The organism is Hyphomicrobium sp. 99, from assembly GCF_000384335.2.
Lineage (GTDB): Bacteria > Pseudomonadota > Alphaproteobacteria > Rhizobiales > Hyphomicrobiaceae > Hyphomicrobium_B.
On record NZ_KQ031382.1, the window covers coordinates 855,991 to 881,117 of the forward strand.

Annotated in this window: 23 protein-coding genes; 11 read left to right on the plus strand and 12 right to left on the minus strand. The window is 59.7% G+C overall.

Annotated elements, in window-relative coordinates; translation table 11 throughout:
* Positions 1-185: 185 nt before the first annotated feature.
* Complete coding sequence (locus G359_RS04390; RefSeq protein ID WP_045835148.1) at positions 186-1,202, minus strand: S1C family serine protease; 1,017 nt, start codon at positions 1,200-1,202, stop codon at positions 186-188.
* A 143-nt stretch (positions 1,203-1,345) separates the two neighbouring features.
* Positions 1,346-3,289: an acyl CoA:acetate/3-ketoacid CoA transferase gene (locus G359_RS04395; protein ID WP_045835149.1), complete on the minus strand. Its 1,944-nt coding sequence runs from the start codon at positions 3,287-3,289 to the stop codon at positions 1,346-1,348.
* Between the two features lie 287 nt (positions 3,290-3,576).
* Between G359_RS04395 and G359_RS04400 the strand changes: the two genes are divergently transcribed.
* Entirely contained in the window at positions 3,577-5,028 is a 1,452-nt protein-coding gene (locus G359_RS04400; RefSeq protein WP_045835150.1) for an MFS transporter, read from the plus strand.
* A 78-nt stretch (positions 5,029-5,106) separates the two neighbouring features.
* Here G359_RS04400 and G359_RS04405 read toward each other — a convergent pair whose 3' ends face one another.
* Together G359_RS04405 and G359_RS04410 are read right to left on the minus strand one after the other, a co-directional pair.
* Entirely contained in the window at positions 5,107-5,631 is a 525-nt protein-coding gene (locus G359_RS04405) for an S-adenosylmethionine decarboxylase family protein (protein WP_245280106.1), read from the minus strand.
* A gap of 275 nt (positions 5,632-5,906) precedes the next feature.
* Positions 5,907-8,228 (minus strand): AsmA family protein, encoded by a 2,322-nt coding sequence (locus G359_RS04410; RefSeq protein ID WP_045835152.1) that lies wholly within the window; start codon positions 8,226-8,228, stop codon positions 5,907-5,909.
* A gap of 255 nt (positions 8,229-8,483) precedes the next feature.
* Here G359_RS04410 and G359_RS04415 point away from each other — a divergent pair, with 255 nt between their 5' ends.
* Complete coding sequence (locus G359_RS04415; RefSeq protein ID WP_045835153.1) at positions 8,484-9,209, plus strand: thermonuclease family protein; 726 nt, start codon at positions 8,484-8,486, stop codon at positions 9,207-9,209.
* A 39-nt stretch (positions 9,210-9,248) separates the two neighbouring features.
* On the opposite strand, the gene G359_RS21095 is transcribed toward G359_RS04415, so the two are convergent.
* From G359_RS21095 to G359_RS04425, 3 genes are all read right to left on the minus strand, one after another.
* Complete coding sequence (locus tag G359_RS21095; RefSeq protein ID WP_082072794.1) at positions 9,249-9,494, minus strand: saccharopine dehydrogenase NADP-binding domain-containing protein; 246 nt, start codon at positions 9,492-9,494, stop codon at positions 9,249-9,251.
* Between the two features lie 17 nt (positions 9,495-9,511).
* Positions 9,512-11,416 (minus strand): OmpA family protein, encoded by a 1,905-nt coding sequence (locus G359_RS04420; RefSeq protein ID WP_082072795.1) that lies wholly within the window; start codon positions 11,414-11,416, stop codon positions 9,512-9,514.
* A 285-nt stretch (positions 11,417-11,701) separates the two neighbouring features.
* On the minus strand, positions 11,702-12,463 hold the full coding sequence (locus G359_RS04425) for an FCD domain-containing protein (protein WP_045837634.1): 762 nt from the start codon (positions 12,461-12,463) through the stop codon (positions 11,702-11,704).
* A gap of 179 nt (positions 12,464-12,642) precedes the next feature.
* On the opposite strand from G359_RS04425, the gene G359_RS04430 reads away from it, so the two are divergent.
* From G359_RS04430 to G359_RS04445, 4 genes are all read left to right on the plus strand, one after another.
* Positions 12,643-14,286 (plus strand): L-lactate permease, encoded by a 1,644-nt coding sequence (locus G359_RS04430; protein ID WP_045835154.1) that lies wholly within the window; start codon positions 12,643-12,645, stop codon positions 14,284-14,286.
* Positions 14,287-14,381: 95 nt separating this feature from the next.
* Positions 14,382-14,834, plus strand: a complete 453-nt coding sequence (locus tag G359_RS04435) for a (2Fe-2S)-binding protein (RefSeq protein ID WP_045835155.1) — start codon at positions 14,382-14,384, stop codon at positions 14,832-14,834.
* 2 nt (positions 14,835-14,836) lie between these two features.
* Complete coding sequence (locus G359_RS04440; protein WP_156150664.1) at positions 14,837-17,197, plus strand: xanthine dehydrogenase family protein molybdopterin-binding subunit; 2,361 nt, start codon at positions 14,837-14,839, stop codon at positions 17,195-17,197.
* Positions 17,198-17,544: 347 nt separating this feature from the next.
* Positions 17,545-18,153, plus strand: a complete 609-nt coding sequence (locus tag G359_RS04445) for an HdeD family acid-resistance protein (protein ID WP_045835156.1) — start codon at positions 17,545-17,547, stop codon at positions 18,151-18,153.
* Between the two features lie 57 nt (positions 18,154-18,210).
* On the opposite strand, the gene G359_RS04450 is transcribed toward G359_RS04445, so the two are convergent.
* Positions 18,211-19,194 carry a zinc-dependent alcohol dehydrogenase family protein gene (locus tag G359_RS04450; RefSeq protein ID WP_045835157.1) on the minus strand — a complete coding sequence of 328 codons (984 nt, stop codon included), beginning with the start codon at positions 19,192-19,194 and terminating at the stop codon, positions 18,211-18,213.
* Between the two features lie 481 nt (positions 19,195-19,675).
* Here G359_RS04450 and G359_RS20310 point away from each other — a divergent pair, with 481 nt between their 5' ends.
* A complete protein-coding gene (locus tag G359_RS20310; protein WP_156150665.1) occupies positions 19,676-19,930 on the plus strand; it encodes a hypothetical protein in 255 nt (84 codons plus the stop codon).
* The gene (locus G359_RS04455) at positions 19,917-20,903 is read left to right on the plus strand and encodes a 6TM ABC transporter family protein (RefSeq protein ID WP_045835158.1); all 987 of its coding nucleotides are present in this window, start codon (positions 19,917-19,919) and stop codon (positions 20,901-20,903) included. Before G359_RS20310 ends, G359_RS04455 begins: the two co-directional genes overlap by 14 nt.
* Here the strand turns inward: G359_RS04455 and G359_RS20875 are convergent.
* Both G359_RS20875 and G359_RS21100 read right to left on the minus strand, forming a co-directional pair.
* Positions 20,882-21,556: a response regulator transcription factor gene (locus G359_RS20875; protein WP_245279929.1), complete on the minus strand. Its 675-nt coding sequence runs from the start codon at positions 21,554-21,556 to the stop codon at positions 20,882-20,884. The genes G359_RS04455 and G359_RS20875 overlap by 22 nt on opposite strands.
* 243 nt (positions 21,557-21,799) lie before the next feature.
* Positions 21,800-22,066, minus strand: a complete 267-nt coding sequence (locus G359_RS21100) for a hypothetical protein (protein ID WP_371199089.1) — start codon at positions 22,064-22,066, stop codon at positions 21,800-21,802.
* On the opposite strand from G359_RS21100, the gene G359_RS04465 reads away from it, so the two are divergent.
* The gene (locus G359_RS04465) at positions 21,977-22,711 is read left to right on the plus strand and encodes an outer membrane protein (RefSeq protein ID WP_371199091.1); all 735 of its coding nucleotides are present in this window, start codon (positions 21,977-21,979) and stop codon (positions 22,709-22,711) included. The two genes, G359_RS21100 and G359_RS04465, sit on opposite strands and share 90 nt — an antisense overlap.
* A gap of 110 nt (positions 22,712-22,821) precedes the next feature.
* Here the strand turns inward: G359_RS04465 and G359_RS04470 are convergent, their stop codons facing one another.
* Positions 22,822-23,034 carry a hypothetical protein gene (locus G359_RS04470; protein WP_045835160.1) on the minus strand — a complete coding sequence of 71 codons (213 nt, stop codon included), beginning with the start codon at positions 23,032-23,034 and terminating at the stop codon, positions 22,822-22,824.
* A gap of 233 nt (positions 23,035-23,267) precedes the next feature.
* Positions 23,268-23,732, minus strand: coding sequence for an NUDIX hydrolase (locus G359_RS04475; protein WP_082072796.1), 465 nt, complete (start codon positions 23,730-23,732; stop codon positions 23,268-23,270).
* Positions 23,733-23,762: 30 nt separating this feature from the next.
* On the opposite strand from G359_RS04475, the gene G359_RS04480 reads away from it, so the two are divergent.
* Together G359_RS04480 and G359_RS04485 are read left to right on the plus strand one after the other, a co-directional pair.
* Complete coding sequence (locus G359_RS04480; protein ID WP_045837637.1) at positions 23,763-24,176, plus strand: NUDIX domain-containing protein; 414 nt, start codon at positions 23,763-23,765, stop codon at positions 24,174-24,176.
* Positions 24,177-24,187: 11 nt separating this feature from the next.
* Positions 24,188-25,123: a DnaJ C-terminal domain-containing protein gene (locus tag G359_RS04485; protein ID WP_045835162.1), complete on the plus strand. Its 936-nt coding sequence runs from the start codon at positions 24,188-24,190 to the stop codon at positions 25,121-25,123.
* Positions 25,124-25,127 lie beyond the last annotated feature (4 nt).

The window sequence follows — 25,127 nt, forward strand, 5'->3', positions numbered from 1 at the left end:
CCGGAAGCTACAGAGAGCGATCCTTCTTCGAAAGAGTGTTCCTGCCGTCATGGTTTGCTGTCAGTTTCTCGGTGCACTTTGACAGGCAACCAAAAAGGAAAATGCACGGGCGCGAAGTTGAGGCCGGAAACTCGCGCACGGCGGCCGGCTCCGCGAAGCGGAGTCGCCGTGCGCAAACATAAAGCCTAACTCCGCTCCTCCGGCACAATCGAGAACTCGAGCTTCTCGGTCCCGCGTAAGATCGTGACGATCGCCTTCTGGTCGATGTGCCGGTGATCGAGAACGCGCGCAACGTCATCGACGCCGGCAATCGCGACACCGTCGAGCGCGATCATAATATCGCCCGCCTTGAGACCCGCCGCTTCCGCAGGCCCGTTGTTCTGCACGCTGCGAATGCCGATGGCGCCAGTTTGCGTCAGGCCAAGGGCATGGCGAAGCCGCTGAGGCAGCACGACGTGCTCGGCGACGATGCCCATCACGCCCCGCCGCACGCGGCCATGGCTCAAGATCTGCGTCAGCACATATTCGGCCGTATTCGACGCGACCGCGAAGCAGAGCCCCTGCGCACCCATGATGGTCGCCGTGTTGATGCCGATGACATGCCCAGACGAATTGACGAGCGGACCGCCGGAGTTTCCGGGATTGAGCGCCGCATCCGTCTGGATCACATCGTCGATCAGGCGGCCGTTCTCCGCCCGAAGCGAACGCCCGACCGCACTAATGATGCCGGCCGTCACCGTCGATTGAAAGCCGAGTGGATTGCCGATCGCGATGGCGATTTGACCGGGGCGCAGCTTCTTGGAATCCGCCAACCGCGCGAACTTCAGCCGCTCCGTCGTCTCCGCGCGCAAAACGGCAATGTCGGTATCGGGATCACGCCCGATGAGCCGCGCGCCGAAGCGCTGACCATCGCCCTGCGCAAGCGTGATCGATTGCGCACCGTCGATAACGTGATTGTTCGTCAGTATGATGCCGTCGGGCGAAACGATGACGCCGCTGCCCGAGCCCTGTCCAGCGCGTCCGCCGCGTGAGCTGCGAACCTGAACATGCACCACGGCAGGCGACACTGCGTCGACGACATCGACAACGGCGTTGCTGTAGGCATCCATGAGCGCCGCATCGCCGCGCTGAACGCCGTCCTGGCGGGCGCCGTCGTGTTCGGTGCCGCTATCGTCGAGAACCCGAAAAAAGCTGTGTTCCATGATGCACCCGATGGAATGAAGTCGCGAACAAATGGCGACGAGCCTCATTTCCATCAAGTGCCGCACAGCACTGCGGCGCATTCCAGGCATGCGCCGCCGTTCGGTCAAACTTGTTGCCGCACGAACGATCCGCTGTCGGAAGGCTATTCCGCTGCTTGCCGCTGCAGGTGCTCGAACGCTTCGGTCGCGTTCGCGAAGACGTGCGTATCAAGCCCGCGCCGTCTCAGCGCTTCCAGCAGCTTCTGCCGGGTAAGCGCGCTCGTCGCGTACCGGGCGGAGCGGCCATAATGGTGCTTCGTAACGTACGCGACCATATCGGCGTATTCGTCGTAGAGATCTTCCGCGATCCGGCAGCTTGCCTGATTGATCACGACGTTGACGCGGCCGCCGATGCGCTCGCAGGCATCGATGATCACCTTTTTCAAATCCGCGATATCGGCCTTCTTGCGAACGCTCCAGCCTTCGAGATCGAGGACGAGGATATTTTGCTTCGCGTCGAAGGTAACGCGGTCCTTGAGATTCTTGTTCTGGAGATCCGCGAGCAGATCCATTGGCTGATCGATGAAGATCCGCGGGTTCATCGTCACCGGAGAGTGGATGTGCGGCTTGAACGCCATGTGCGCAAGAATATCGCGGTCGATATCGATGCCGGGTGCCACCTCGATGAGCTCTAGACCGTGATCGGTAAGCTGAAACACGCAACGCTCGGTGACATAGATGACGGGCTGCGACTTCTGCGCCGCGTACTGGCCCGAGAACGTTACCTGCTCGACCTGCTTCACGAACTTGCGAGCGCGCCCTTCTTTGACGATGCGCAGCTTGCCGTCCTCGATCGCGACTTCAAGGCCGCCGGCCGTGAACGTGCCGGCGAAAACCACCGCGCGCGCGTTTTGCGAGATGTCGATAAAGCCGCCGCAGCCGTTGAGCTTGCCGCCGAACTTGCTCGTGTTGACGTTGCCGAGGCTGTCGCATTCGGCCATGCCGAGACACGTCAGATCGAGGCCGCCGCCGTGATAGAAGTCGAACATCTGATTTTGATCGAGGATCGAATGCGCGTTCGCCGATGAGCCGAAGCTCGATCCGCCCGCAAGCACACCGCCGACCGCACCCGCTTCCGTCGTCATGACGAGGTAGGGCGTCACCTTCTCTTCGTTGGCGACGTTGGCAACGCCATCTGGAGCGCCGACGCCGAGATTGATGACGCCGTTTGGCGGGAGTTCGAATGCCGCGCGTCGCGCAATGATCTTGCGTTCATCCAGCGCCATCGTCGGCAGGCTGTCGACGGTGACGCGAACTTCGCCCGCGAGACCCGGGTCATAGATCACGCCATAGTTCATGCGATGCATCTCGGGCGGATCGGCAACGACGACGCAATCGACCAGAATTCCCGGAACCTTCACGTCCTTCGGTTTGATCGAGCCCTCGGCCACGATGCGTTCGACCTGCGCGATCACGATGCCGCCATTGTTGTGCGCGGCCATCGCCTGCGCCAGCACGTCGAGCGTCAGGCACTCTCTCTCCATGCTGAGATTGCCGAGCGGATCGGCGCTCGTCGCGCGGATGAGAGCGACGTTGATCGGCGTAGCTTTATAGAAGAGCCATTCCTTGCCATCGACCTCGACGAGTTTGACGAGATCCTCTTTCGTCTTCGTGTTGACCTTGCCGCCGCCGAGGCGCGGATCGACGTAGGTGTGTAGGCCCACGCGGGTGAAAAGACCCGGGCTGCCGGATGCGCAGCTGCGATAGAGTTTGGAGATGACGCCTTGGGGAAGGTTGTAACCCTGGATCTTGTCTTCCTGAGCGGCCTGCGCAACCTTCGGCATGCGTCCGAAGTTCGCCGCGATCACGCGCTTGAGCAAACCTTCGTGATGGAGCCGCCCGGTGCCGAGACCTTTGCTGTCACCAGCGCCTGCACACATGATCAACGTCAGATCGCGCGGCGCTCCCGTTTCCACGAAGCGCTTCTCGAGCGCGGCATGCAACGCTTCCGGAATGCAGCTTTGGACAAAACCCGTCGTCGTGACGACATCACCCTCGCCGATGAGGGCGATGGCTTCATCAGCCGAAATGACCTTGCTCGTAGTCATGCGATGCGTTTCCCCGAGAGTCACAGTCTAGGCTTCGACGAGACTTCGAGCGGTCTCTACAGAGCCGTGCTGTTGTTTATTTTGTGTTCGGATACCGGATTGGTGGCCGGGCCCGTCATTCGCGCATAGCTTAGCTCGAATGGGCATGCACCACTCAACGGGGTAATGGGACCCTATCCGAGGGGGAACGGGCGGCTTATGCCGCACCTTATCGCAGACGAGACCTGCAAAAGCCGCACGGCGGAAAGGTTGCCGGGTGAACGTTTCATGCATACCAGACACCAGCAATGACAGAACTGTTCCGCCGAAATCTTATTCCTTTGATCGTCGCCACCGCTCTCTTCATGGAGAACCTGGACGCGACGGTGCTCGCCACATCCTTACCGGCAATCGCTAAGGATCTGAACGCTAATCCGATTCATCTTAAACTCGCGCTGACCACTTATCTCCTGGCGCTCGCGGTTTTCATTCCAGCGTCAGGCTGGATGGCCGACCGCTTCGGCGCCAAAAACATCTTTCGCGCTGCGATGGTCGTGTTCATGGCCGGCTCCGTCGCCTGCGGCTTCTCGACGGATCTGGGCTCTCTCGTCGCGGCACGCATTCTTCAAGGGATCGGCGGCGCGATGATGACGCCTGTTGGCAGGCTGATCGTGCTCCGCACGATCCCCAAGGCCGACATGATCAACGCCATCGCCTGGTTGACTGTCCCGGCACTCGTCGGGCCCGTCATGGGCCCCCCACTCGGCGGCTTCATCACCACCTACTTCAATTGGCGCTGGATCTTCTGGATCAACATCCCGGTCGCGCTTCTCGGCCTCGCATTGATCACCCGCTTCATTCCGGACGTGCGCGAGCAGGACACGCGGACGTTCGACTTGAGAGGCTTTCTGCTGATCGGCCCCGGCCTGTCGATGTTCCTGACTGGCATCACGATGATGGGGCTCGGCATCCTTGATAGAGAGACGGTATTCTTGATCTCGGCAGCTGGTGCGGTGCTGCTCGGAGCCTACGTCTGGCACGCGCTTCATGCGCCGGCGCCCATCATCGATTTGAGGTTGCTCACCATCCCGACCTATCGAGCGGGCGTCGTAGGCGGCTTCCTTTTCCGCACGGGTCTCGGCGCGGGACCTTTTCTATTGCCGCTGCTGTTTCAATCGGGCTTCGGCATGACGCCGTTTCAATCGGGCCTGATGACGTTCGCGACCGGCGTCGGCGCCATGTTCATGAAGACGCAGGCCGCGACCATCATCCGGCGCTACGGTTTCCGGCGCGTGCTGATGTTCAATGCCGTTATATCGAGCCTCTTTGCGGCTTTCCCGTCGCTGTTCTCGAGTGCAACGCCGCCGCTGCTGATCGTCGGGCTCTTTTTACTGGGAGGCCTGTCGCGATCGCTTCAGTTCACGAGCGTCAATACGCTGGCCTACGCCGACGTGCCACCTGAGAGGTTGAGCTCGGCGACCAGCTTCGCCGTCGTCTGCCAGGAGCTGTCGGGGTCGGTCGGCGTCACCATCGCCGCGCTTGGTCTTGAAGGCATGCAGCGCTGGGTCGGCGGCAGCTCGATAGACGCCGGGCATTTCCCCCCGGTCTTCATCCTGATCGCGATCGTGTCCGTGTCGTCGATCTTGTTCTTCAGGACGCTTTCGCCATCGGCTGGCGCGTCGCTCTTGCCGACGGAAGCGATGAAGGTGGCGGAGCCCGCAAAGGACGTCGCCCGCCTCAGCGAAGGCCACGTCGGCTAGGCCAGATACAAACACTGAAAGCCGCGACCGGAAATCCCGATCGCGGCACTATCGCTGGTCGTTGGAGAGCGAAGCGGTTTAGGCCGCTTTCCTCGCTTGAGCCTTCTGGCGCGGAGCCTTGCGCGGTGCCTTCGGCACGACGCGAAGGGCATTCACGGTCAGATCCGAGACCTTGCGCTCTCGACGGATGACGGCCTCGCGTGCGCCGAACGCCTGCGCGAGAGCGAGCAGAGCCGCTGACGGCTTGAGTCCCGCACATCCGCGCGCGTCGACGGCAGCAAAGCCCGTCCGCGAGCAAGCCTGCAAAGACAGGTGCCCGGAGCCCAAGACCGCGACACCCGATACGCCGCCGCCGGCGACGCGATCGAGGTGGAGGCTCTTGAGCTTGAGGCCCAAGCTCTCGACGGCACGCTTTGTCGCACGCTCGGCCGACTTGACGTCGTCGAGGCGCTGGGCGCCGTGGAGATCGATAAAGATCGTAGTCCCTGCACTATTGACGCTATGCTCAGCAGACGGACTCCTAGTCGAGTCCTCGGCTTCCGTGTTGAACGCAGCGCGCGAAAAATCTTCCTCTTGGGCGGTGCTTGAACGAGTCAAGTCCATCCCCAATTGGAAGAGGGTGTCATTAAAGGCCATGTGACCCTCCCCAACCAGCAGATAGGTTTGACTCGCCCGCTCCTTACCTCATTGGTTCTGGAAAACCTCGACCATGTTGGCAGGTGGACAGACGAGAGAGGGTGGATATGAGGCCAACGCCCCCCCCACGCAAGAGCTTTTTGACCCCTCTGCGGATTTTTTTTAAGCTAGGGCTTCCATCAACTTAACTGAAGATAAAACATCCCGCCGATCGAGCGATTGAATCGCGACATTCGTGCACGTCACTCGTCCTGTTTGCCGAGCAATTTGTTCAGCAGATCTTTTGCTTTCTTCTTGTTGGTCGCAGCCGGGCTCGCCGGATCCTCGTCGGCTTTTTTGCCAAACAGCTGATCGACAATTTCGTTGGGATTTTTGCCTTTGAACTTTTTGCCGATCTCCTTGATCGTCTCGACCGTCTTGTCCTTGTCCGAAAGCACGGCTTTGAAATCCGGACGATAGGATGGCTTGTCCCAGGAGCCCGTGATGTGGACCGGAACTTCTATCCCGGAGGCCTCCGCATCGTTGGAAGCGATGAGCTTCGGCCGGATCGTGTAATCGACAGTTCGCTCGGGCATCCGTGCGGTGCCAGCGCCACTAACCCGCAGCATCGGGCTGATGAGCTGCAGATCCTGGTTCTGCGCAACGCCGTTGGTGATTGTGAACGTCGCGCCGAGCGCGCTGAAGTCCGTTTTTTCAGACGGTGCCGTTTTGAAGCCTCCGAGGTTTCCTTGCGTCAGGCCGTGTATCGCGCCCGGAAGATTAAACCCGACGATGGCGCCGTCCGCGAACTGGAAGCCGGCCGTCCCATTGAGGCTTTCGATCAGCTGCAACTGGTTCGCGCCATTCGCCGTCAGCTGCAGTGCCACGTTGGCGTTGCCGGAGATCCAGCCGAAATTTGCAGAATCCTTGAGGAACGGCAGCGCCGAAACGCCGTCGATCTTGAAGTTTGCGTTGACGTTCGCGCTTCCCGACGAACCGTCGACGGCCAGCACGCCGCTACCATGCCCACGGTAAAGCGCGACGTCGTCGAATTTCGCCTGCATCGCGAGATTTTTGACCGCGACTGCGACCGCGGATTTGCCGATCGACATGTTCTTGAAATGAAGCTTGTCGACACTCACGCGCGCGTTGCCGTCGGCGACACCGAGAAGCGTCAGGTTCAGCGGCTCGCTGGACCAGCCCGCGCGCTGCTCGAAGCCGTAGACCTTCGATCCTTGCAGCAGTTTCTCGATCTGGTCGGGCGTTGCCGGCGTCGGCTGCCGCGCGGGCGCCGGTGAGGCCGGCGTCGGCGTTGGATCGGGCTCGGGATCGGCCGCGGCGCCTTCGGACGTCGGTGGGCCGGTCACCGCGCCGGTCAAGTATTTGTTGAGATCGAGTTCCGACACGGCGAGGTCGGCCTCGACGTAAGGCCGGATGCCGCCCGTTGTAACCTTGATCGTGCCTTTCGCAGCGGCGCCGTCGAGTCCGAATTCGGCATCCGAGAACACCGTCACATTGCCGGCCGTCTTCAAAGTGCCTCGGATCGACATGGGTCCGAAACCGGTGACAGGCGGTAGCTGAGTGCCAAACCAGGTGGCAAGCCCGCGCGACGAATCCGATTGCGCGCTGACTTTGCCGTCGAGGTATGCGCCGTCTTTGACAACGAGGCCGCCGTCGTAGGACGCGACGATCAAGGAGTTCTTCGCATTGAAGGAGAGGTGAGTGGGCTTCTCTGAGGCGAGCCCGCGAACGTCGTCGACCTTGCCGTTGAAGTCGAGCCGCTGGTTGTGCCAGACAAGATTGCCGTTGGCGGCGAGCGGACTTTCGAGCGAAGGCAGTCCGAGCGAAACGTTCACCTTCGAGACTTCCGAAACCTTCCCCGAACGCTCATCGGTAAAGCGAAACGTTCCATTCTGCAGCGTGACTTTCTCGATCTGCACGTCGGTCGCGGCGGCGTTGGAGCCGCCGTCTTCCGCCATTGCGATCGCAATCGGAGCGGTGTCGCGCTGAGTGCCGCGCATCTGCAACTCCGCAAGCCGCGTCGGAGTGCTAAGCGCTGCGAACTTCCAATTTCTCCGGCCGTTCTTATCGACGCGAAGGTCGACGGTTGGATTCTTGAGCGTCACCGCGTTGATCTTTGGCTGCCGCTGCAACAGCGTCATCGGATCAAGGCTCGCCTCGAGCGCCTGCGCTTTGAGGAACGCGCCGCCCATTCCCGCCGGACCCGAGAGCGACACGTCTTTCAGTGAGATGCCGAGAACCGGGAAAAAGGTGAAGGAAGCTGGTCCCGCGATGACGAGATCGCGGCCCGTTTTGGATTTCACCTGTTCGCTGATCTTCTGCCGGATCAGATCGCTCGGCGGGTTGAGCAGGAGATAGCCGGCGCCAGCGCCCACCACGGCGATGACGAAAAAGCTGGCGTAAAGCACTCCCGTCCAGAGACCGCCGCGACGAGCCGGCGGTTTCCGTCGTCCACCTCCGCCCCCCGGCGGTGGCGGTGTGCGGCGTGGACCTGACCCAAGGGGCGCGCGCTCGAAGCTCGGCCGTACGGACGGCAGCGGAGGCGGCGCGGAATTATACGACATGCAGTCCTCTTAAGAGCGGCGAACGGGCCGCGTAACGCGGCTCAAAATATCGATGCGAATTGTGTCACTTACGGGCCGCCGATCGCTTCTGCGCAAGGTCTAAACGCCTCGGGCAGGGACCTATTCCCGTCTAACAAAACGGCCCCATCACCTTCCTCCTTTTAGCACCAGCAAATTGCGATAGCACTCATAGGTTGCGTAATTGGAACATAACTTCGCCAAGGCTGCGCCACGTCTTCCGAGCACGCTGTCGCAATGCCAGAATCGTTTTTCCCGTTACGACTATCGCGCATCTGCCTTCGGGCAGGTGCGCTCTTTCTCCTGTCGCTTCCGCCAATTGCAGCCATTGCGACGACAGCCCCGGAAAACGGACAGCCAGCAATCATCGCAGGTTTAGGTCGAGTCGTTGACGGCGACACGCTCGATGTGGGCGGCACGCGTGTTCGCCTCGAAGGCATCGATGCGCCGGAAATCGCGCAGACATGCCAAACCGCAAGCGGGGAGACCTGGGAATGCGGCAAGGCCGCCGCCGCCATGCTTCGCAAATTGGCCGAGCATCAGGAAGTCGCGTGCGACCGCACGGGCTTCGATCGTTATCGCCGGACGCTCGCGACCTGCTTCGTCGATGGCATCAACATCGATGAAGCAATGGTGCGCGCCGGGCTCGCCTGGGCCTTCATCAAATATTCGACGGTCTACATCGGCATCGAAGCCGAAGCCCGAAAAGAAAAGATCGGCGTGTGGCAAGGTCCCGCGCAAGCGCCTTGGGACTTCCGCCGCAACGAATGGCAAGTCGCCGAGGTCGCCGCTCCGAAGGGATGCGCGATCAAGGGCAACGTCTCATCGCACGGCCGCATTTATCACATGCCGTGGGACCCTTGGTACGACAAGGTCAAAATGGACGATAGGCGCGGCAAGCGCTGGTTCTGTTCCGAGGAAGAAGCGGCCCTGGCAGGCTGGCGCCCCGCCTCACCCAACTAGCTGCGGACAGAAGCGACATCCGTTTTCTGCGTGAGAGCCTCACGTCGACGTCGCGCGCCGGTGACGGCAAACCGACGCAAGGCGCGCGATGCTCGACCGATCGTCCCGGTCAAAAGCAAAGGGGGTGCAATGTGCACCCCCCTCTAATTTTTGCGCGAGAGACTTGGCGCGCTCTTCACTCCGCGACGTGAGCGTAAGTTCCACGCCCCCGAGCGTTGAAAGGCACCGTGCCAGCCGCTGTCCGAAGAAGCCTGTCGCTCCTATCAGCACGATGCGGCGGGGCACGCTTGTCCCTCACGACCTTAGTACCGCGGATCACGTGGCGGAGGGCCATCATACGGACCATAGCCGCCCTGCGGAGCATCACCGTACGGCCGGTCTCCACCCGGAGGCGGCGGCGGAGGCCCACCATCACGTGCGAGAAGCGGCGTGATGCGGCGAACAGCGACGCGGCGGTTCAGCCGTTCCGGGGCTTGGGTCGGCACTTTCAGGTACTGTTCGCCGTAGCCCTGGGTCGTCAGGTTTTCGAACGGCACCTGGAACTGCTCGCTCAACACCGTCGCGACGGACTCGGCGCGCCGGTCCGACAGCGAGAGATTGTCTTCCTCCGAGCCGACAGCATCCGTGTAGCCTTCGATCATGAAGACCTCGTTGGGATTGCGGTCGATGATGCGGTTCATCCCTCGCGCAATGCGCTCGAGCTTCCGGTATTGGCTCGGATCAACATCCCATGAGCCGAACTCGAAGGTGATATCGTCGAGATCGACGCGGCGCATGCGATCACGAATACCGACCGTCGCCCGGATTTCGTCGAGCGTGTAGCGATCTCTGAAATCATCGATCGGTGGGGCGCTCAGCGCCTCGTAGACGTCGTCGTCGCTCGCGCGGCCATAATCGACGATGTACTTGTCGCGCGGAATTCGGACGCGCGGCGGCGGCACGTCGAGGACGGAATTCAGGATCGCTGCACCGGCAGCGACGCCGATACCGATGCCGATGCCCGTAGCGAGGCCTTTGCCGATACCGCCACGGCGGCGATTGTCGATGATGATAACGTCGCGTCCGTCCGGGCCGCGGCGGTAACGCCGCAGAAGCTGTCCGTGCGCGTCCGTCTCCGAATAAATCCGGACGCCACCTGGACGCTCGATAATCGAAACGTTCGTGCCGCCCTGGCCTTTTTCAAAGCGCGCATTGGGTGCCACGCGCCGCAAGCGCTCGTTCTCATCGTGCTGGATGACGACGCGATTGTTCTCTCTGATGATGCGACGGTTGCCCGGCTCTTCGATGACGAGGCCCTTGCCGCCATCGATCTTCACTTCCTTGCGCTGGCCACGCATGTTTTCAAATCGGCGCTTGGCGTCTGCGGCCGAAAGCGGCCTGTCCGGCGCGCCGAACGGCTGGTTGCCCGCGCCGGGATTGTCGACGATGGGGCGATTGGGTTGCGCATTGAAGCCCGGGTTCGGCGCCTGATCGCGTCCGAACTGCTTCGATTTATCAGGCTGGTTCCGGTCATTGCCGGCGCCGGGATTGTCGACGACGGGGCGATTTGGTGGCGGATTGAAGCCTTGGTTGGGCGCCTGATCGCGTCCGCCGAACTGTTTCGATCTATCTGGTTGGTTCCGGTCGTTGCCGGGGCCGGGATTGTCGCCGACAGGGCGATTGGGCGGCTGATTAGAACCCTGGTTGGGCGCCTGATCGCGCCCACCGAACTGCTTCGATTTATCCGGCAGGTTCCGGTCGTTGCTGGGACCGCCGAACTGTTCGTTGAAGTTTTTCGGCTTGCCGTTGAAAGGCTGCTGTTTCGGTTGCGGCTCGGCCTGCTGCTGCTGCTGCTGCTGGTGAGGAACCTTGATCGGGTTGTTCACGACCGGCGGCTGCTGATTTCTCGGCTGCTGATTGCCGAACGGGTTGGGATTGCCCTGAGGTCCGTCGCCGCCACCAAACTGCTTTGAAGGTCTTTCGCGTTGCGGGCGTTGCTGATCCTGCTGCTGGCCCTGCCGCTCACGGCGGTCCTGGCCAGGCTGCTGCTGCCCATTTTCCCGGCCGCCACGATCATCCTTCCCGCGGCGCTTCGAATTATCGTCCTTGCCGTTGTTGTCGCCGTTCGGCGGCGGACGCTGATCTTCGGCGCGAACCAGTGTCGGCGTTACTGCAACTATTGCCAGCAGCGAAGCGGCCGCCATGATCGCGTGTCGGGTAGATTTCATGCTCTTTCCTCGGAATATTGCCGCGTTCCCGTATGACGCTGCGAATCGATTTAGCCTCGACGTTCTTCTTAGTTGGAAATCCGGCAATAGCCGCATTTGACGTTCGCCGAAACTATCCCTTCCACACTGAGGGATAAAGGCGGCCGTATGAAGCCCAAGTGAATAGGTTGCGGCGAAATAGTGGCGGGAATTTCGGTCGACGCGGCAATCGTCAGGAATGAGCACGCAAAATCCGCGCTGCCGTTTTAGCGGAGTGCACGCTCGATAGATTCCGAGGTCTCGAAATTAACCCGCAAGCAGATCGCTTCGCCGCGCGCGAAGCAGCGACGTATCGAGCCTCGCGTCGGCCCGCTGGATCTCCGCGACGGTGTCGAAAACGAAGCCGATGTGATCGGCGGCTGCCGTCTCCGCGCGCTCCGGATCTTCCGATATGACGGCATCGCCGATCGCCATGTGCTGCGCCAGAAGCTTCTCGCGAACGCCGGCTTTCAGATAAAGGTTCTTGCGGTTGAAAAAGATATTGTTGCGAAGAAGCTCGCTCAGTGCGCGCATGACATGCAGCACGACGAAATTGTGACCCGCCTCGTAGACGAGCATGTGAAGCGCCACATCTGCTTCCGCCTCTTGCGCCGGATCTTCGAGCTTATGGGCTTTGCACATGCCATCGAGACAAGCGCGAATGGCCGCTCTTTCAACGTTCGTTGCGCGAAGCGCAGCGTCTCGCGCAGCTCGCGCTTCTACGCATTGGCGAAATTCGAAATAGTCCGCAAATGCTTGCTGATTGCCACGATAGAGGTTCGCCAGCGGCGCCATGACAGGCGACAGGAACTGCGCAACGTATGTTCCGCTCTTTGAAGACGTGAGCAGGCCGCGCGCGACGAGCTTATCGATGCCATCTCTGAGCGAGGGCCGCGATACGTCGAGCTTTTGCGCGAGATCACGCTCCGGTGCGAGCTTCTCGCCCGGCCGAAGCGCACCCTCGAGAATGAGCTTCTCGATTTGCGCCGCGATTGCGTCGGCGATCTTTGGCGTTCGTACGGTAAGCATGCCGCTCAACCCTGAAGAATTGCGCCTGTCTTCTATTCCTGCGGGATGACCAATGCCATCGGCTATTTCCATTCGACTATATAGCCACTGAATTTGACCATTCCCGACGTCTGGTATAAAAATTTTACCAAAAAGCCGCCGCACTTTAGCAGCCGCGATGTCGGGGGGAAACGGGTCGCATGTGGTCCCAGGTTTATGACCCGTTTGGCAACATGCTGGTCTCGGCATCCGTGGCCGTCATTCCAGTCGTCGTCTTGCTTGCGAGTATCGGCCTTTTCGAAGTGCGCGCGCACATCGCCGCTCTTCTCGGATTGACTGCCGCGCTTCTGGTCGCAATTTTTGCCTACGGAATGCCGGTGCAGATGGCTGGCATGGCCGCCGTCTACGGCGCGGCTTTCGGCTTTCTTCCCATTGGCTGGATCATTCTCAACGTCATTTTCCTCTATCGCCTCGCGAACGAAAAAGGCGAATTCGACGTCCTGCAGAAATCGATTGGCGCGATCAGCAATGACCGGCGCCTGCAACTTCTCTTCGTTGCCTTTTCATTCGGCGCATTCTTCGAAGGCGCAGCCGGTTTCGGAACGCCCGTCGCGGTGACGGCTGCCATGCTGATCGGCCTGGGCTTTCCGCCGCTCGCAGCGTCAGGTCTGTCGCTCATCGCTAACACGGCGCCGGTCGCGTTCGGCGCGCTCGGAACCCCACTCGTCGCGTTGGCTGCCGTCACAGGTCTCGATCTCTACGAGTTGAGTGCCACCGTCGGCCGTCAGCTCGCGCCGTTTGCGATCATCGTGCCGTTCTGGCTGCTCTGGGCCTTCGTCGGCTTTCGCAAAATGATCGAAGTCTGGCCGCCGGTGCTCGTCGCCGGAGTATCCTTTGCGATCCCCCAGTATCTCGTTTCGAATTTTCATGGCCCCTGGCTCGTCAACGTGGTTGCGTCTGTCGTCTCTATGGCGGCGCTCGCGCTCTTTTTGAGAGTCTGGAGCCCGGCCGTTCCGATGACCGAAGTCCCGAACGCGTCAGTTTCGGATATGCCCACCAAGTCGCCCGCCACCTCGCATTCGAGCGCCGTAGTGCTGCGAGCCTGGACGCCCTGGATCATCCTCGCGGTCTTCGTCTTTCTTTGGGGAACACCGCAAGTCCGCGCCGCGCTCGACGGACTTTGGATTCAGAAAATTCCGGTCGGGGGCCTGCACGAGCTCGTTCAGAAGATGCCGCCGGTCGTCGCGTCGCCTCGCGCCGAGGCCGCGATCTTCAACGTCAACCTGCTGTCTGCCACCGGAACAGGTATTCTTCTTTCGGGCATCATCTCGGGTCTGTTTCTTGGCTACAGTGTTCCAGAACTGCTGCGGATGTACGCGAAGACGATCTACGTCGTTCGCTACTCGCTGCTGACGATCTCATGCATGATGGCGATCGGTTTCATCACGCGTTACTCCGGAAGCGACGCGACGCTTGGGCTGATGCTTGCGCAAACAGGATGGGCCTATCCGTTCTTCGGAACGTTGATCGGCTGGTTGGGTGTGGCGCTCACGGGATCGGATACCTCGTCGAACGTGCTGTTCGGCGGCTTGCAGCGGATCACGGCAGAGCAGCTCGGCATCAACCCGGTTCTCATGGCAGCGGCAAATAGCGCAGGCGGCGTCATGGGAAAAATGATCGACGCGCAGTCCATTGTCGTCGCATCAACGGCGACCAAATGGTACGGCCACGAAGGTCAAATATTGCGTTTCGTGTTTTTCCATTCGCTCGCGCTCGCGACACTCGTTGGATTGCTTGTCATGGGCCAGGCTTATCTCTGGCCGTTCAAGCTTCTCGCGCCCTGATGAGACATTGAAGCCAAGACAAAGATCGCACTCGCGATCGCGCATTCATTGAAGTCTGAAATTCGAAACACCGTTCTAAGAAGGAGAGCGTGGATATGTCATCCATTACGATCAACGGCGAAGCTCGCGAGTTCAGCGGCGATCCGAACATGCCTCTGCTCTGGTACGTCCGGGACATGCTCAATCTCACTGGGACGAAATTCGGCTGTGGCGCAGGCGTATGCGGCGCATGCACGGTTCATCTCGATGGCGTTGCTGTCCGCTCGTGCCAGACGACCCTCGGCGAAGCGGCCGGAAAATCCGTCACGACGATCGAGGGGCTGAGCCCAGATGGCGAGCATGCAGTCCAGAAGGCTTGGCGCAAGATCAGCGTTCCGCAGTGCGGCTTCTGTCAGGCCGGCCAGATCATGCAGGCGGCTTCGCTGCTCGCCAAAAACCGCGCGCCGTCCGACGCAGAGATCGTCGAAGCCATGACAGGAAATATCTGCCGGTGTGGATGCTATCAGCGCATTCACGAAGCCATTCGTCTCGCTGCGGGAGGTGTTTGATCATGCTGCATTACCTCAAGAACGAAATTGCGGCTGGCGGCGAGCAGAGCTTCAATGCCGAGATCTCGAACGTCAGCCGCCGCGGCGTGTTGGGTGGCTTGTTGACTGCAACCGGACTCGTGCTGGCTGCGCGCTTCACGCCCGCGAACGCGAGCGAACATTTGAAGGCCTATCCCACCGGCGGCCTCAATATGCCGAGCGGCGTCGTCTCCGATCCGCACGTCTTCATCGCCATTGCGCCCGATGGCGCGCTGACGATCGTGACGCATAGAAGCGAGATGGGCACCGGCATCAGAACGAGCCTCCCGATGGTCGTCGCTGACGAGATGGGAGCCGACTGGTCGCGCGTAAAGCTTCTGCAGGCGCCGGGCGACGAGCCGAAATACGGCAACCAGGATACCGACGGTTCCCGCAGCATGCGCCATTTCGTTCAGCCCATGCGTCAATGCGGGGCCGCGATGCGCCAGATGCTGGAGACGGCGGCCGCTGCCAAATGGAACGTCGACCGCTCGCTCTGCCACGCACGCAATCACGAAGTGGCGCTGCTCGACACGAATAAGAAGGAGACCGGTAAGGTTCTGTCCTTCGGCGAACTTGCCGAGGCTGCGATGGCGGTGCCAGTGCCGGCTCCGGAAACGATCCTCTACAAGTCGCCCAATGAATTCACGTTGATGGGGAAGGGCGAAGTCCAGATCGCCGATCTCCATAACATCACGACGGGCAAAGCCGGCTACGGAGCCGACACGCGCTTGCCCGGCATGAAGTACGCGGTTATCGCGCGTCCAGCAGTCCTCGGCAGTAAGTTGAAATCGTACGACGCCTCGGCAACGCTCAAGGTGCCGGGCGTTGAATCCGTGCACGAGATCGAAGGCGTGTTCACTGTCCCGCGCAAGTTCGGTCAGCTCGGCGGCATTGCTGTCGTCGCGAACACGACGTACGCCGCGATGCAGGGTCGCGACGCACTGACGATCGAATGGGAGGACGGCCCCAACGTCAGTTACGATAGCGATGCTTACGCGGCTGAAATGTCGGCGACGGCGGCAAAGCCCGGCAAGGTTCTGCGCAACCAAGGTGATCCGGACGCCGCGTTCGCCAACGCCAAGGATATTGTCACGGCCGAATACCATGGCCGCCACCTCGCGCAGGCGCCGATGGAGCCGTTGGTTGCCATCGCGCGCATCGTCGACGGCAAGGCCGAGGTCTGGTCGTCCGTGCAGAGCCCGTATGGCGCACGGAAAGACATAGCCGAAGCTTTGAAAATGCCGATCGAGAACGTGACGGTTCACGTCTCGCTGCTCGGCGGCGGCTTCGGAAGAAAGTCGAAATGGGACTTCATGCTTGAAGCCGCTCTTCTCTCGCAGAAGATGGGAGGACAGCCCGTTTTGCTGCAATGGACGCGTGAAGACGACATTCAGCACGCGTTTTACCATACGACGTCGGTCGAGCGTATCGAGGTCGCGTTGGATGACGCAGGCAAGGTCTCGGGCTGGCGCCATCGCACGGTCGCGCCATCGATCGTCTCGAACTTCAAGCAGGATGACGGCTACCAGTTCCCGATCGAATACGGCATGGGTTTCATCGATATGCCGTTCGATATCCCGAACATTCGCTGCGAGAATGGGCGAGCGATGGCGCACACGCGCATCGGCTGGTTCCGGTCGGTCTCGAACATCCAGCGCGCCTTTGCCGTGCAATCCGCCGTCAGCGAAGTCGCTCACAAGCTTGGCCGCGATCCGAAGGATTTCCTTCTCGAGATCATCGGGCCGGACCGCGAGATCGATCCCAAGAAGGCGGGCTTCCCCGACGACTTCTGGAACTATGGCGAACCCTACGAGCAGTTCCCGATCAACACGGCGCGTTTGAAAAACGTCATTCGCGTCGCGGCGGACAATGCGGGTTGGGGCAAGAAATTGCCTGACCGTCAGGGTCTCGGCATCGCTGCCCATCGCTCGTTCGCGAGTTACGTCGCGACGGTCGTCCACGTCGCCATCGACGACGATGGAACGATCCGCGTGCCGCACGTCACGTCGGCGATCGATTGCGGCTTCCACGTCAATCCGGAACGCATCCGCTCGCAGATGGAAGGCGCCGCCGTGATGGGCATGTCGAACGCGATCTATAGCGGTATCACCTTCAAGAAGGGCGCTGTCGAGCAGTCGAACTTCACCGACTACGAGGTGACACGGATGAGCAATTATCCGCAGAAGGTGTCAGTGCACATCATCGATGCCGACTGGAGCGTCCACGCCGGTGGTGTGGGTGAACCGGGTGTGCCGCCGTTTGCTCCGGCGCTCGCCAATGCCATCTTCGCGGCAACCGGCAAGCGGCTGCGCAATCTGCCCATGGGCGAGAAAGTCATTTGATAGAATGCGAGGCTCGGCGGTGAGAAGCCGCCGGGCCTCTACAATTCGAATTGTAGAACTTCTGGGCGGCGGTCTCGGACGAGATGAAAGTTAGCGAGCGCAGCGGAAGCGCTGCCTGATCGCAATCCTTGGGCCGACGCGACCAACAGCGCAGATTGCAAGCGCAACTAGTTGGGCGCCTCAGCAACTCTTCGTCCCGAGCGTCCCCCGACCAATGCTGAGCAACGGAATTTCCCAACGCTAGTCATAAGTTGTTCACGACGTGACGGCTCTTCTTAAGGCGCTTGACCGGGTTTTGTCGTATTGTCAGCAGTGATTTCTCGTTCCAACTCACGGGAGTTTGACAAATGACGTTCGATCAATCGGGTGCCCGCAGCTTCAGACTGGAGCTGGCGTCGTCACTCCACGCCCATTGGAAGCTCTATCTATTCGAAGGCATCGTCCTGATCGTTCTCGGCATGGCTGCGATCATCATTCCGCAGATCGCGACGCTGACGGTCGAGCTTTTCATCGGCTGGCTTTTGCTGTTCAGTGGCATTGCGGGCCTATTCACGACTTTCACCGTCCGCCCGATGCCAGGCTTTTGGTGGTCGCTCATCTCGGCGTTGATCGCCATTGGAGCCGGTTTGGTGCTGCTCTTCTGGCCGATATCGGGCGTAGTAACTCTGACGCTCATCTTGATCGCCTTCTTCATCATAGAAGGCATCGCGTCGATCATGTTTGCTCTCGAGCATAAGAACGAGCTGCCGGGAGGCTGGTGGGCAATGCTGTTCAGCGGCATCGTCGATCTGGTTCTTGCGGGCTTGATCTTTTTTGGTCTGCCGTCCTCGGCGGCTTGGGCAATCGGCCTCCTCTTCGGCATCAATCTGATATTCGGCGGATTTGCATTGACTGCGATGGCGCTGCAGGCTCGCAATATCGACTCTTCCGGCGCACCGTCTTCTGCGTCTCGTTGAATGATTTGAGTTTGCTTTTCAGATGAGCAGTCATCGGGGCGGCACGGCCAACGGGCTCTAGGGAACGAGCACGGCCGCCCCTGTAAAGCTTCCCGCCCGTAGATCCGCCAATGCTTCATTCGCGGCCGTCAAAGGATAGACAGTCGTCGTTGTCTTGACCCCGGCCTTGGGAGCAATGGCGACAAACTCCTTGCCGTCTTGCCGGGTCAAATTGGCAACCGATCGAATTTCCCGCTCTTCCCAAAGTATGTAGTAGGGGAACGTCGGAATGTCGCTCATGTGGATTCCTCCGCAGACGACGCGACCGCCCTTGCGAACGGCCTTGAGTGCGGCGGGAACAAGCGATCCGACAGGGGCAAAGATGATTGCAGCATCCAGAGCGTCCGGCGGCGTTGCATCCGCTGGACCACTCCAGCGCGCTCCAAGGGAGAGAGCGAAGCGCTGTGCGGCTTCGTCGCCAGGTCGGGTGAACGCGTAGACCTCGCGCCCCTGCCAATTGCACACCTGAGTGATGATGTGCGCCGCTGCACCAAAACCGTAGAGACCGATCCGCTCTCCCTCGCCCGCTAAACGCAATGACCGCCAGCCGATGAGGCCGGCGCACATCAAAGGTGCGGCCGCGACGGGATCGTCGAAATTCCCCATCGGAAATGCGAAATCGGCATCCGCGATAACATGCGTCGCGAACCCACCGTCACGCGTGTAGCCCGTGAAGAGCGGGAAGTCGCAGAGGTTCTCTTTTCCGCTGGCGCAATAGTGACAGTGTCCGCAGACGTGCCCGAGCCATGGCACTCCGACACGATCGCCGACACGATGATCCACCGTATCTGGACCGACGGCGTCCACGATGCCGATGATCTGATGACCCGGAATGAGCGGAAGCTTCGGAAACGGCAATTCACCGTCGATAATGTGGAGGTCCGTCCGGCAGACGGCGCACGCTTCGACTCGAATCCGGATCTGGCCGCTTTCCGGAGTGGGATCAGGCCGCTCTTCGAGTTCGAGCGGTTGACCGACGGCGCGGAAGACCATGGCTTTCATCGGTCAATCTTTCGGAGCAAAAAGTTGACGTTGCTCGGCGTTCAAGCCTCGAGCCAATTGACCCTACAAAACGCGCGCGCGCCATTGGCTTTTCGAGCAAATACCCCTGACGATTTCGACAGTTGATTGGATCCGCATATATGGGATCATGGGACGGGCCAGCGAAGCCTCCGTCCGCGCGCTGGCCGGTATATAGCGGGCGTCTCGATGCTCTCCCAAACCGAGGCGCCCGCCCGCGAAAGCTCTCGCGAGGTTCTCTGGGCGGACATTAGTAACCGGAAAATTCGGCCAAGTGCATAGGCTCGCGCTTATGACCGCTCTCTTTATCAACTTGTCTGCCGATCTATTTCTAATTTGAGCAGAATTTTCGCTCCGCCACTGTCGTTCCGATCAGGTTCTCGAACGATCCTTCTTCGGCATTGTCTGGACCACGTCAAAACGTCCCAAGCAACATCGCCCTGCTTTCGATGGGAGAGGCAAAATGAATGATCAGACAGCGTCGCGCTCTCGAAGAGTTGCCCGTCGCCTCCACTGCCATCTTGCCCATCGCCTGCGCCGGAACATTATCAGCCAGCGTATGGCACGGTCCCGGCGCCGCGTGAGATCGCTCCATCTATATGAGATGGGGGCCGCCCTGCAGCCTTTGCCGACCCACCATTTGACGGCATCGAACATCGATCTCGATCAACTGACCAGCACGCTCAATCTCTTCGATTCCGGCCATGCCAAAGGCTGAGCAAAATGCGCGGCCGGAAGAGTATCCCGGCGCAACTGGATCCATTATTCCGCATCCGGCACTAAGGCGGCTTGCAAACATTCGATGCGAGTTCGAGCGGTCCTTCGCGACGGAACTCTCCGGTGAAGCATGGACTGCACAGCTGAAGCAAAATATCGAAGCGCTAGCGCTTTGGAGGTCGACGGCGAAAGGAACGCTCATCCGCGTCGCGATATTCTCAATTTTCGCCAACCTTTCAATGCTGGCGCTACCGGTCTTCCTATTTCAAATATCCGATAAGGTTGCGCTCGGTCACGGACTTGTGCCGCCTTTCGGCTTGCCGCTCCTAACGCTGATCCTGCTCACGACGATGTCGATGCTCGATATTCAGCGGAGCAGGATTTTATACGGCCTTGCGTCTGCGATGGAGACGATCCTCGGCGGCGCTCTTATGTCGGCCATGTTGAGATCGCAGTCAGCACCAGAGCGAGGTTATGCGCAAGACCTGCGCAGCTTGCATAAAGTGCGCGGCTTCCTCGGAAGTCCAACCATGTTGCTCCTGTTTGATGCACCGATGCTCCCGTTCTTCTTCGGAGCGATCATCCTCATAAATACCAGTCTCGGCGCTATCGTGTTGATCTCGGCGCTCGCTTTGAGAATCTGGGCTCTGAAGTCAGCGAGTGTCTTGTTCGTCGCGCGTGCGATCACGTCAGTCGCGATACTTGCCTGGAATATGCATCTTGCTCTCGCCGGTACCATAACCATTGGAATGTCGATCGCAGCGTCCGTCATCGCTGGCCGAGCGCTTCACGCGTTCGAGGGTATGATCAAGGTCCAGCAATCGTCGATGCAAGCATGGGCCGAGTATATCCGCGTATGTAGAGCGCTTGACGAGGAGAACGCGCGTTGGCCGTCCGCGCCGCCCACGACCACAAATGTGGTCGCGATTGAAAATTCAGAGCAGAAAAGCCGTCATATCGCGATCAGTTGTTGAGCAACGACCTTGGCGACGGCTTGTGTCGTCGTTGTGCAGTTCAGCTTTTCCCGCGCGGAATTCAGGTGGAAGCGCACCGTGCGTTCGCTGATCCCGAGGATGACGCTTGCTTCCCATGCCGATTTGCCGGCTGCCACCCATCGCAAGCAATCAAGTTCTCTCGCCGATATCACGAGCGCATCGGACGTATCGATCCCGTTCCGGCGGAGCATATGGCTATGGAAATAGTCGCCGAGGGTTTTGAGTTCGGTACAAGAGGGCGGGCCTTCGGCATCTGCGTCACCCATCGGAGGTAAGCTGCGAGAGTAGCCCAGGATCGCGATCTCGCGGCCGCGCGCAGTTAGCTCGATAGCTGACTCCGCGGCCTCGCCGCTGCTGCAGCCTTTCAATTGTTGCGTCAGCTTGATGATTTTCAAGCCTGCCAATTGCGCAGCGGAAATCGGATAAGGCGTAATCGCCTGACTCGCGAAATCACTGCTGAACGCACAATGCACAAACGCGCGGCTCGAATGCCGCGGAATGTTCACGCATAAATAGAAAAGATCATTGAGATGATAAATCGAACGCGTGGCGGAAAGAAAAGCGACGCCCTTGTCTCGCTCGACGATCGCCGCCCGATCCGGCACGATCTGCGCTAATACGCCCTTCAGCACTGTGAAAAATCCAGGAAACAAATACGCTGCAAAATATTCTTGATTGTAACTCAGGGCGCGTGGAGTTTGCGTAAAGCTGCGCCACATCATTTTAAATGAAAAGGTGTGTACGGAGTAATGTTCCGAAGGTGTCGAGCGCTATCCTGTAGGACATCCCAGCGTGGAGGTTGAGCAACGCCGCTCCGCAATGCGAGAGAGAATGCAGCTCCCGGCTCGACGTTGTGCGTCGAATCACATCCCCTGTCAGCGAAGCTCACGCTCTCTTTCTTTTATTTGCGGTTCCGTATTTCTGACTTTGAGTTTTTCGTTTTCGAATTGCCAGAGTTCCGATTTTCCAGATGTCGACGTCGGAATTTTCAAATAAGTTTTCAGATAGGTTCTCATATTATGAAAACGGTTCGGCTGTTTACAGCGCTCCTCTTGTGCCTTCTCGGAGCATCGGCAGCGCACGCCGACGGCCCAAATCTCCTCTGGGGCGGACCGCCAGGCACACCATGCGGCGGCATTTATTCAGGTCTATACGTGGGCGGCGAACTCGGCGGTGGCAGTATGAGAACGAGGGCTACCGGCGATGCCGGCTCAATCGCCGCGAACGATAAAGGATTTACCATCGGTGAGTACAGCGGCTACAACTACCAATGCGGTGATGCGCTCATCGGCGTTGAATCGGAATTCAGCTACTTCGGCGCCGAAACCCGGTCCGGATGCGACGGATGCGGTGAGGCTTTCCACTCATCGATGAACTGGTTCAGCTCGCTTCGCGGTAGAGTGGGTGTCGTAGCGGATGACAACATTCTGTTGTTCGCCACCGGCGGACTCGCATATTCCACTGTCGAGCACGAATTCAGCGATCCATTTGCGCCGGGCGGACCGTTTAGTCGGTCGGATAGCGATACGAAATTGGGCTGGACAGTCGGCGGCGGCTTCGAAATGTTTCTGAGGGACAACTGGGCACTCCGCGCCGACGCTCTGTTTGTCGATTTGGGGAGTGACGGCCAAAACTTTTCGTTCGGTTCCTGCGACGGCGGACCTTGCAACGTGCACGTAACCTGGGATGATAGCTTCTGGGTAACCCGTATTGGTCTGACCTATCTTTTCAACGCCGGGTCGGCGCCGCCTATCCCGGAATATGCTCCCGAGTACAGCGTGAAGTGAAGCCGGTCGGCAAATTGCCTGTTTTATAAGTCGAATAAAACTCCGGACACAAAAAGAGCGGACGATGCTGCGTCCGCTCTTCCCTTGCGACCTCTGGACGAGCGGTTCTGTTACGCCGCGGAGACTTCCTCGACTTCGGGCTGCCACAAGCTGGATGCCTGAGCTGCGGACGTTAGGCCGACGAGATACATCGTCGATATTTCGCCGGACTGGAACATGGCGTCGACCCGAGCGGCCTCCGCCATCATGTCCGCGATTTCGTCGTCGGAAAGCCGCTCGGTATAAGTCTCGGAAAGCTCGATCTTTGAATTGCATTCAATCATGACGCCACTCAATCCCGTTGAATTTTTTCGCGCTTGTCCGGCGATCTCAGTCTTCGAGATGATCGGCGCGCATATGATCGATATCCACGATATTCCCTAAGATCCTCAAAGCTTTCGCCCGCCGCATGAGGAGTTGCTTAAAATCCGGTTAGCGCTGCTTCTTATTGGATCGAAATAAGCTGAGCGGCTTTCGTGAAGTGATATGCTAGGCACTTTCGGCCGCACGCCTGCCTTCACCCAGACTGCCGCAACAGTGCAAGACGGTTCAAAAATTCGGCCTGGCTCTTTAGGATTTTTGCGTGCGCTGTAGCCAGATCAAACCACTGGGCACGGTCGATCTCAGGAAAATCTTGCATCCGGCCGGAACGGGGAGGCCATTCTATGCTGAACGTATTGCTAACGAGTGTCTCGGGATTCCAATCATCTTCGATCGCCCATACATGAACGCATTTCCCACCCGCTTGCCGAACGGACCCGAGCGGCACAGCCGAACCCTTCGGATGAAATCCTATCTCTTCGACAAACTCACGCAACGCAGCTTTATATAAGTCCTCGCCGCCGATAACTTCACCTTTCGGCACGGTCCAAGAGCCGTCATCCTTCTTACGCCAGTATGGTCCGCCGGGGTGACCGAGCATGACTTCAAGCCCGTTCCGGTCGCGATACAACAAAAGTCCGGCGCTCGTCGCGGTTTTCACGTTCGCGCTTTCGACGTAAACAGGATGGTCATGTCGCTCCCTCAAACGCCCGCTCTCACTGCCGACTGCGTCGTCCTCGACCCGAACCGCGGCGTGCTGATGGTCCGGCGAAAAAATCCGCCCTACAAGGGTTATTTGGCGCTTCCGGGTGGATTTGTCGAAATGGGCGAAGCGGTCGAAGACGCAGCGCGGCGCGAGCTCAAGGAGGAAACGGGACTTGAGGCAATGAACCTCGCGCTCGTCGGCGTCTATTCGCGGCCCGATCGAGATCCCCGCGGCCACGTCTGCTCGGTTGCGTTCCTGACGAACGACGCCCAAGGCGACGCGAGAGCCGGCGACGATGCGGATGCCATCGCGTGGGTAAAGATAAATGATGTCAATGGAGTTGAAATTGCCTTCGATCACCGGGAAATTATCACTGATGCGCTGAACCTGATCCGATGATGTGAGCCCCAATGGAATTCAAGGACTACTATAAAATCCTGGGTGTTGAGCGAAACGCAACCGAGGATGACATCAAGCGTGCCTATCGCAAGCTCGCGCGCAAATACCATCCCGACATCAACAAAGAGGACGGCGCCGAGGCGAAGTTCAAAGAGATTGGCGAAGCCAACGACGTTCTCAGCAATCCCGAAAAGCGCGCGGCTTACGATCAGCTCGGCAAAGATTACAAAGCCGGACAGGACTTCCGGCCGCCGCCGAACTGGGACGCTGGATTTGAATTTTCGGGCCGCCCCAGTGAGGGTGACTACAGCGATTTTTTCGACGCTATGTTCGGCGCCGCCCGCGCCCAGCGGTCTGGCCGCACGCACACGACGTTCCGGATGCGCGGTGAAGATCATCACGCCAAGATCGTCATCGATTTGCAAGACGCACTCGATGGCGCCACGCGCACCATCACGCTTCGCGTGCCCGAGGTCGATGACGGCGGTCACGTCCTGGTCCGCGATAAAAATCTGACCGTACAAATTCCCAAAGGCGTCACTGAGGGGCAGAGCATCCGCCTTCAGGGGCAAGGCTCACCCGGAGTAGGCGGTGGCCCTGCAGGCGATCTCTATCTAGAAATCCGTTTCAAGCCCGGTTCCACCTACCGCGTTGTCGGCAAGGACCTTTACCTCGATCTGCCGATTGCCCCTTGGGAAGCCGCATTGGGCGCAAGTGTAAAGATGCCGACCCCGGCAGGGGCCATCATGCTCAAAATACCGCCGGGCTCCGCGCATGGCCGGGAGTTGCGCGTGAAGGGACGCGGAATTCCAGCGGGTCCATCTGGCGATCTCTACGCGGTTCTGAAAATTGTCTGGCCGCCCGCGAACAACGAAAAGGCCAAGCACATATATGAGGAAATGGCGAAGGAACTCGCGTTCGATCCGCGCGCCGGACTGAATGTTTGAGATT

Coding starts and splice junctions, on each gene's coding strand:
- G359_RS04480 (WP_045837637.1), top strand. CDS start 23,763: ATGTCGCTCCCTCAAACGCCCGCTCTCACTGCCGACTGCGTCGTCCTC.
- G359_RS04390 (WP_045835148.1), bottom strand. CDS start 1,202: ATGGAACACAGCTTTTTTCGGGTTCTCGACGATAGCGGCACCGAACAC.
- G359_RS04440 (WP_156150664.1), top strand. CDS start 14,837: ATGCTGCATTACCTCAAGAACGAAATTGCGGCTGGCGGCGAGCAGAGC.
- G359_RS04455 (WP_045835158.1), top strand. CDS start 19,917: ATGCCAAAGGCTGAGCAAAATGCGCGGCCGGAAGAGTATCCCGGCGCA.
- G359_RS20310 (WP_156150665.1), top strand. CDS start 19,676: ATGAATGATCAGACAGCGTCGCGCTCTCGAAGAGTTGCCCGTCGCCTC.
- G359_RS04445 (WP_045835156.1), top strand. CDS start 17,545: ATGACGTTCGATCAATCGGGTGCCCGCAGCTTCAGACTGGAGCTGGCG.
- G359_RS04410 (WP_045835152.1), bottom strand. CDS start 8,228: ATGTCGTATAATTCCGCGCCGCCTCCGCTGCCGTCCGTACGGCCGAGC.
- G359_RS04425 (WP_045837634.1), bottom strand. CDS start 12,463: ATGCTTACCGTACGAACGCCAAAGATCGCCGACGCAATCGCGGCGCAA.
- G359_RS04450 (WP_045835157.1), bottom strand. CDS start 19,194: ATGAAAGCCATGGTCTTCCGCGCCGTCGGTCAACCGCTCGAACTCGAA.
- G359_RS04400 (WP_045835150.1), top strand. CDS start 3,577: ATGACAGAACTGTTCCGCCGAAATCTTATTCCTTTGATCGTCGCCACC.
- G359_RS04395 (WP_045835149.1), bottom strand. CDS start 3,289: ATGACTACGAGCAAGGTCATTTCGGCTGATGAAGCCATCGCCCTCATC.
- G359_RS04470 (WP_045835160.1), bottom strand. CDS start 23,034: ATGATTGAATGCAATTCAAAGATCGAGCTTTCCGAGACTTATACCGAG.
- G359_RS04430 (WP_045835154.1), top strand. CDS start 12,643: ATGTGGTCCCAGGTTTATGACCCGTTTGGCAACATGCTGGTCTCGGCA.
- G359_RS04485 (WP_045835162.1), top strand. CDS start 24,188: ATGGAATTCAAGGACTACTATAAAATCCTGGGTGTTGAGCGAAACGCA.
- G359_RS04405 (WP_245280106.1), bottom strand. CDS start 5,631: ATGGACTTGACTCGTTCAAGCACCGCCCAAGAGGAAGATTTTTCGCGC.
- G359_RS04415 (WP_045835153.1), top strand. CDS start 8,484: ATGCCAGAATCGTTTTTCCCGTTACGACTATCGCGCATCTGCCTTCGG.
- G359_RS04420 (WP_082072795.1), bottom strand. CDS start 11,416: ATGAAATCTACCCGACACGCGATCATGGCGGCCGCTTCGCTGCTGGCA.
- G359_RS04435 (WP_045835155.1), top strand. CDS start 14,382: ATGTCATCCATTACGATCAACGGCGAAGCTCGCGAGTTCAGCGGCGAT.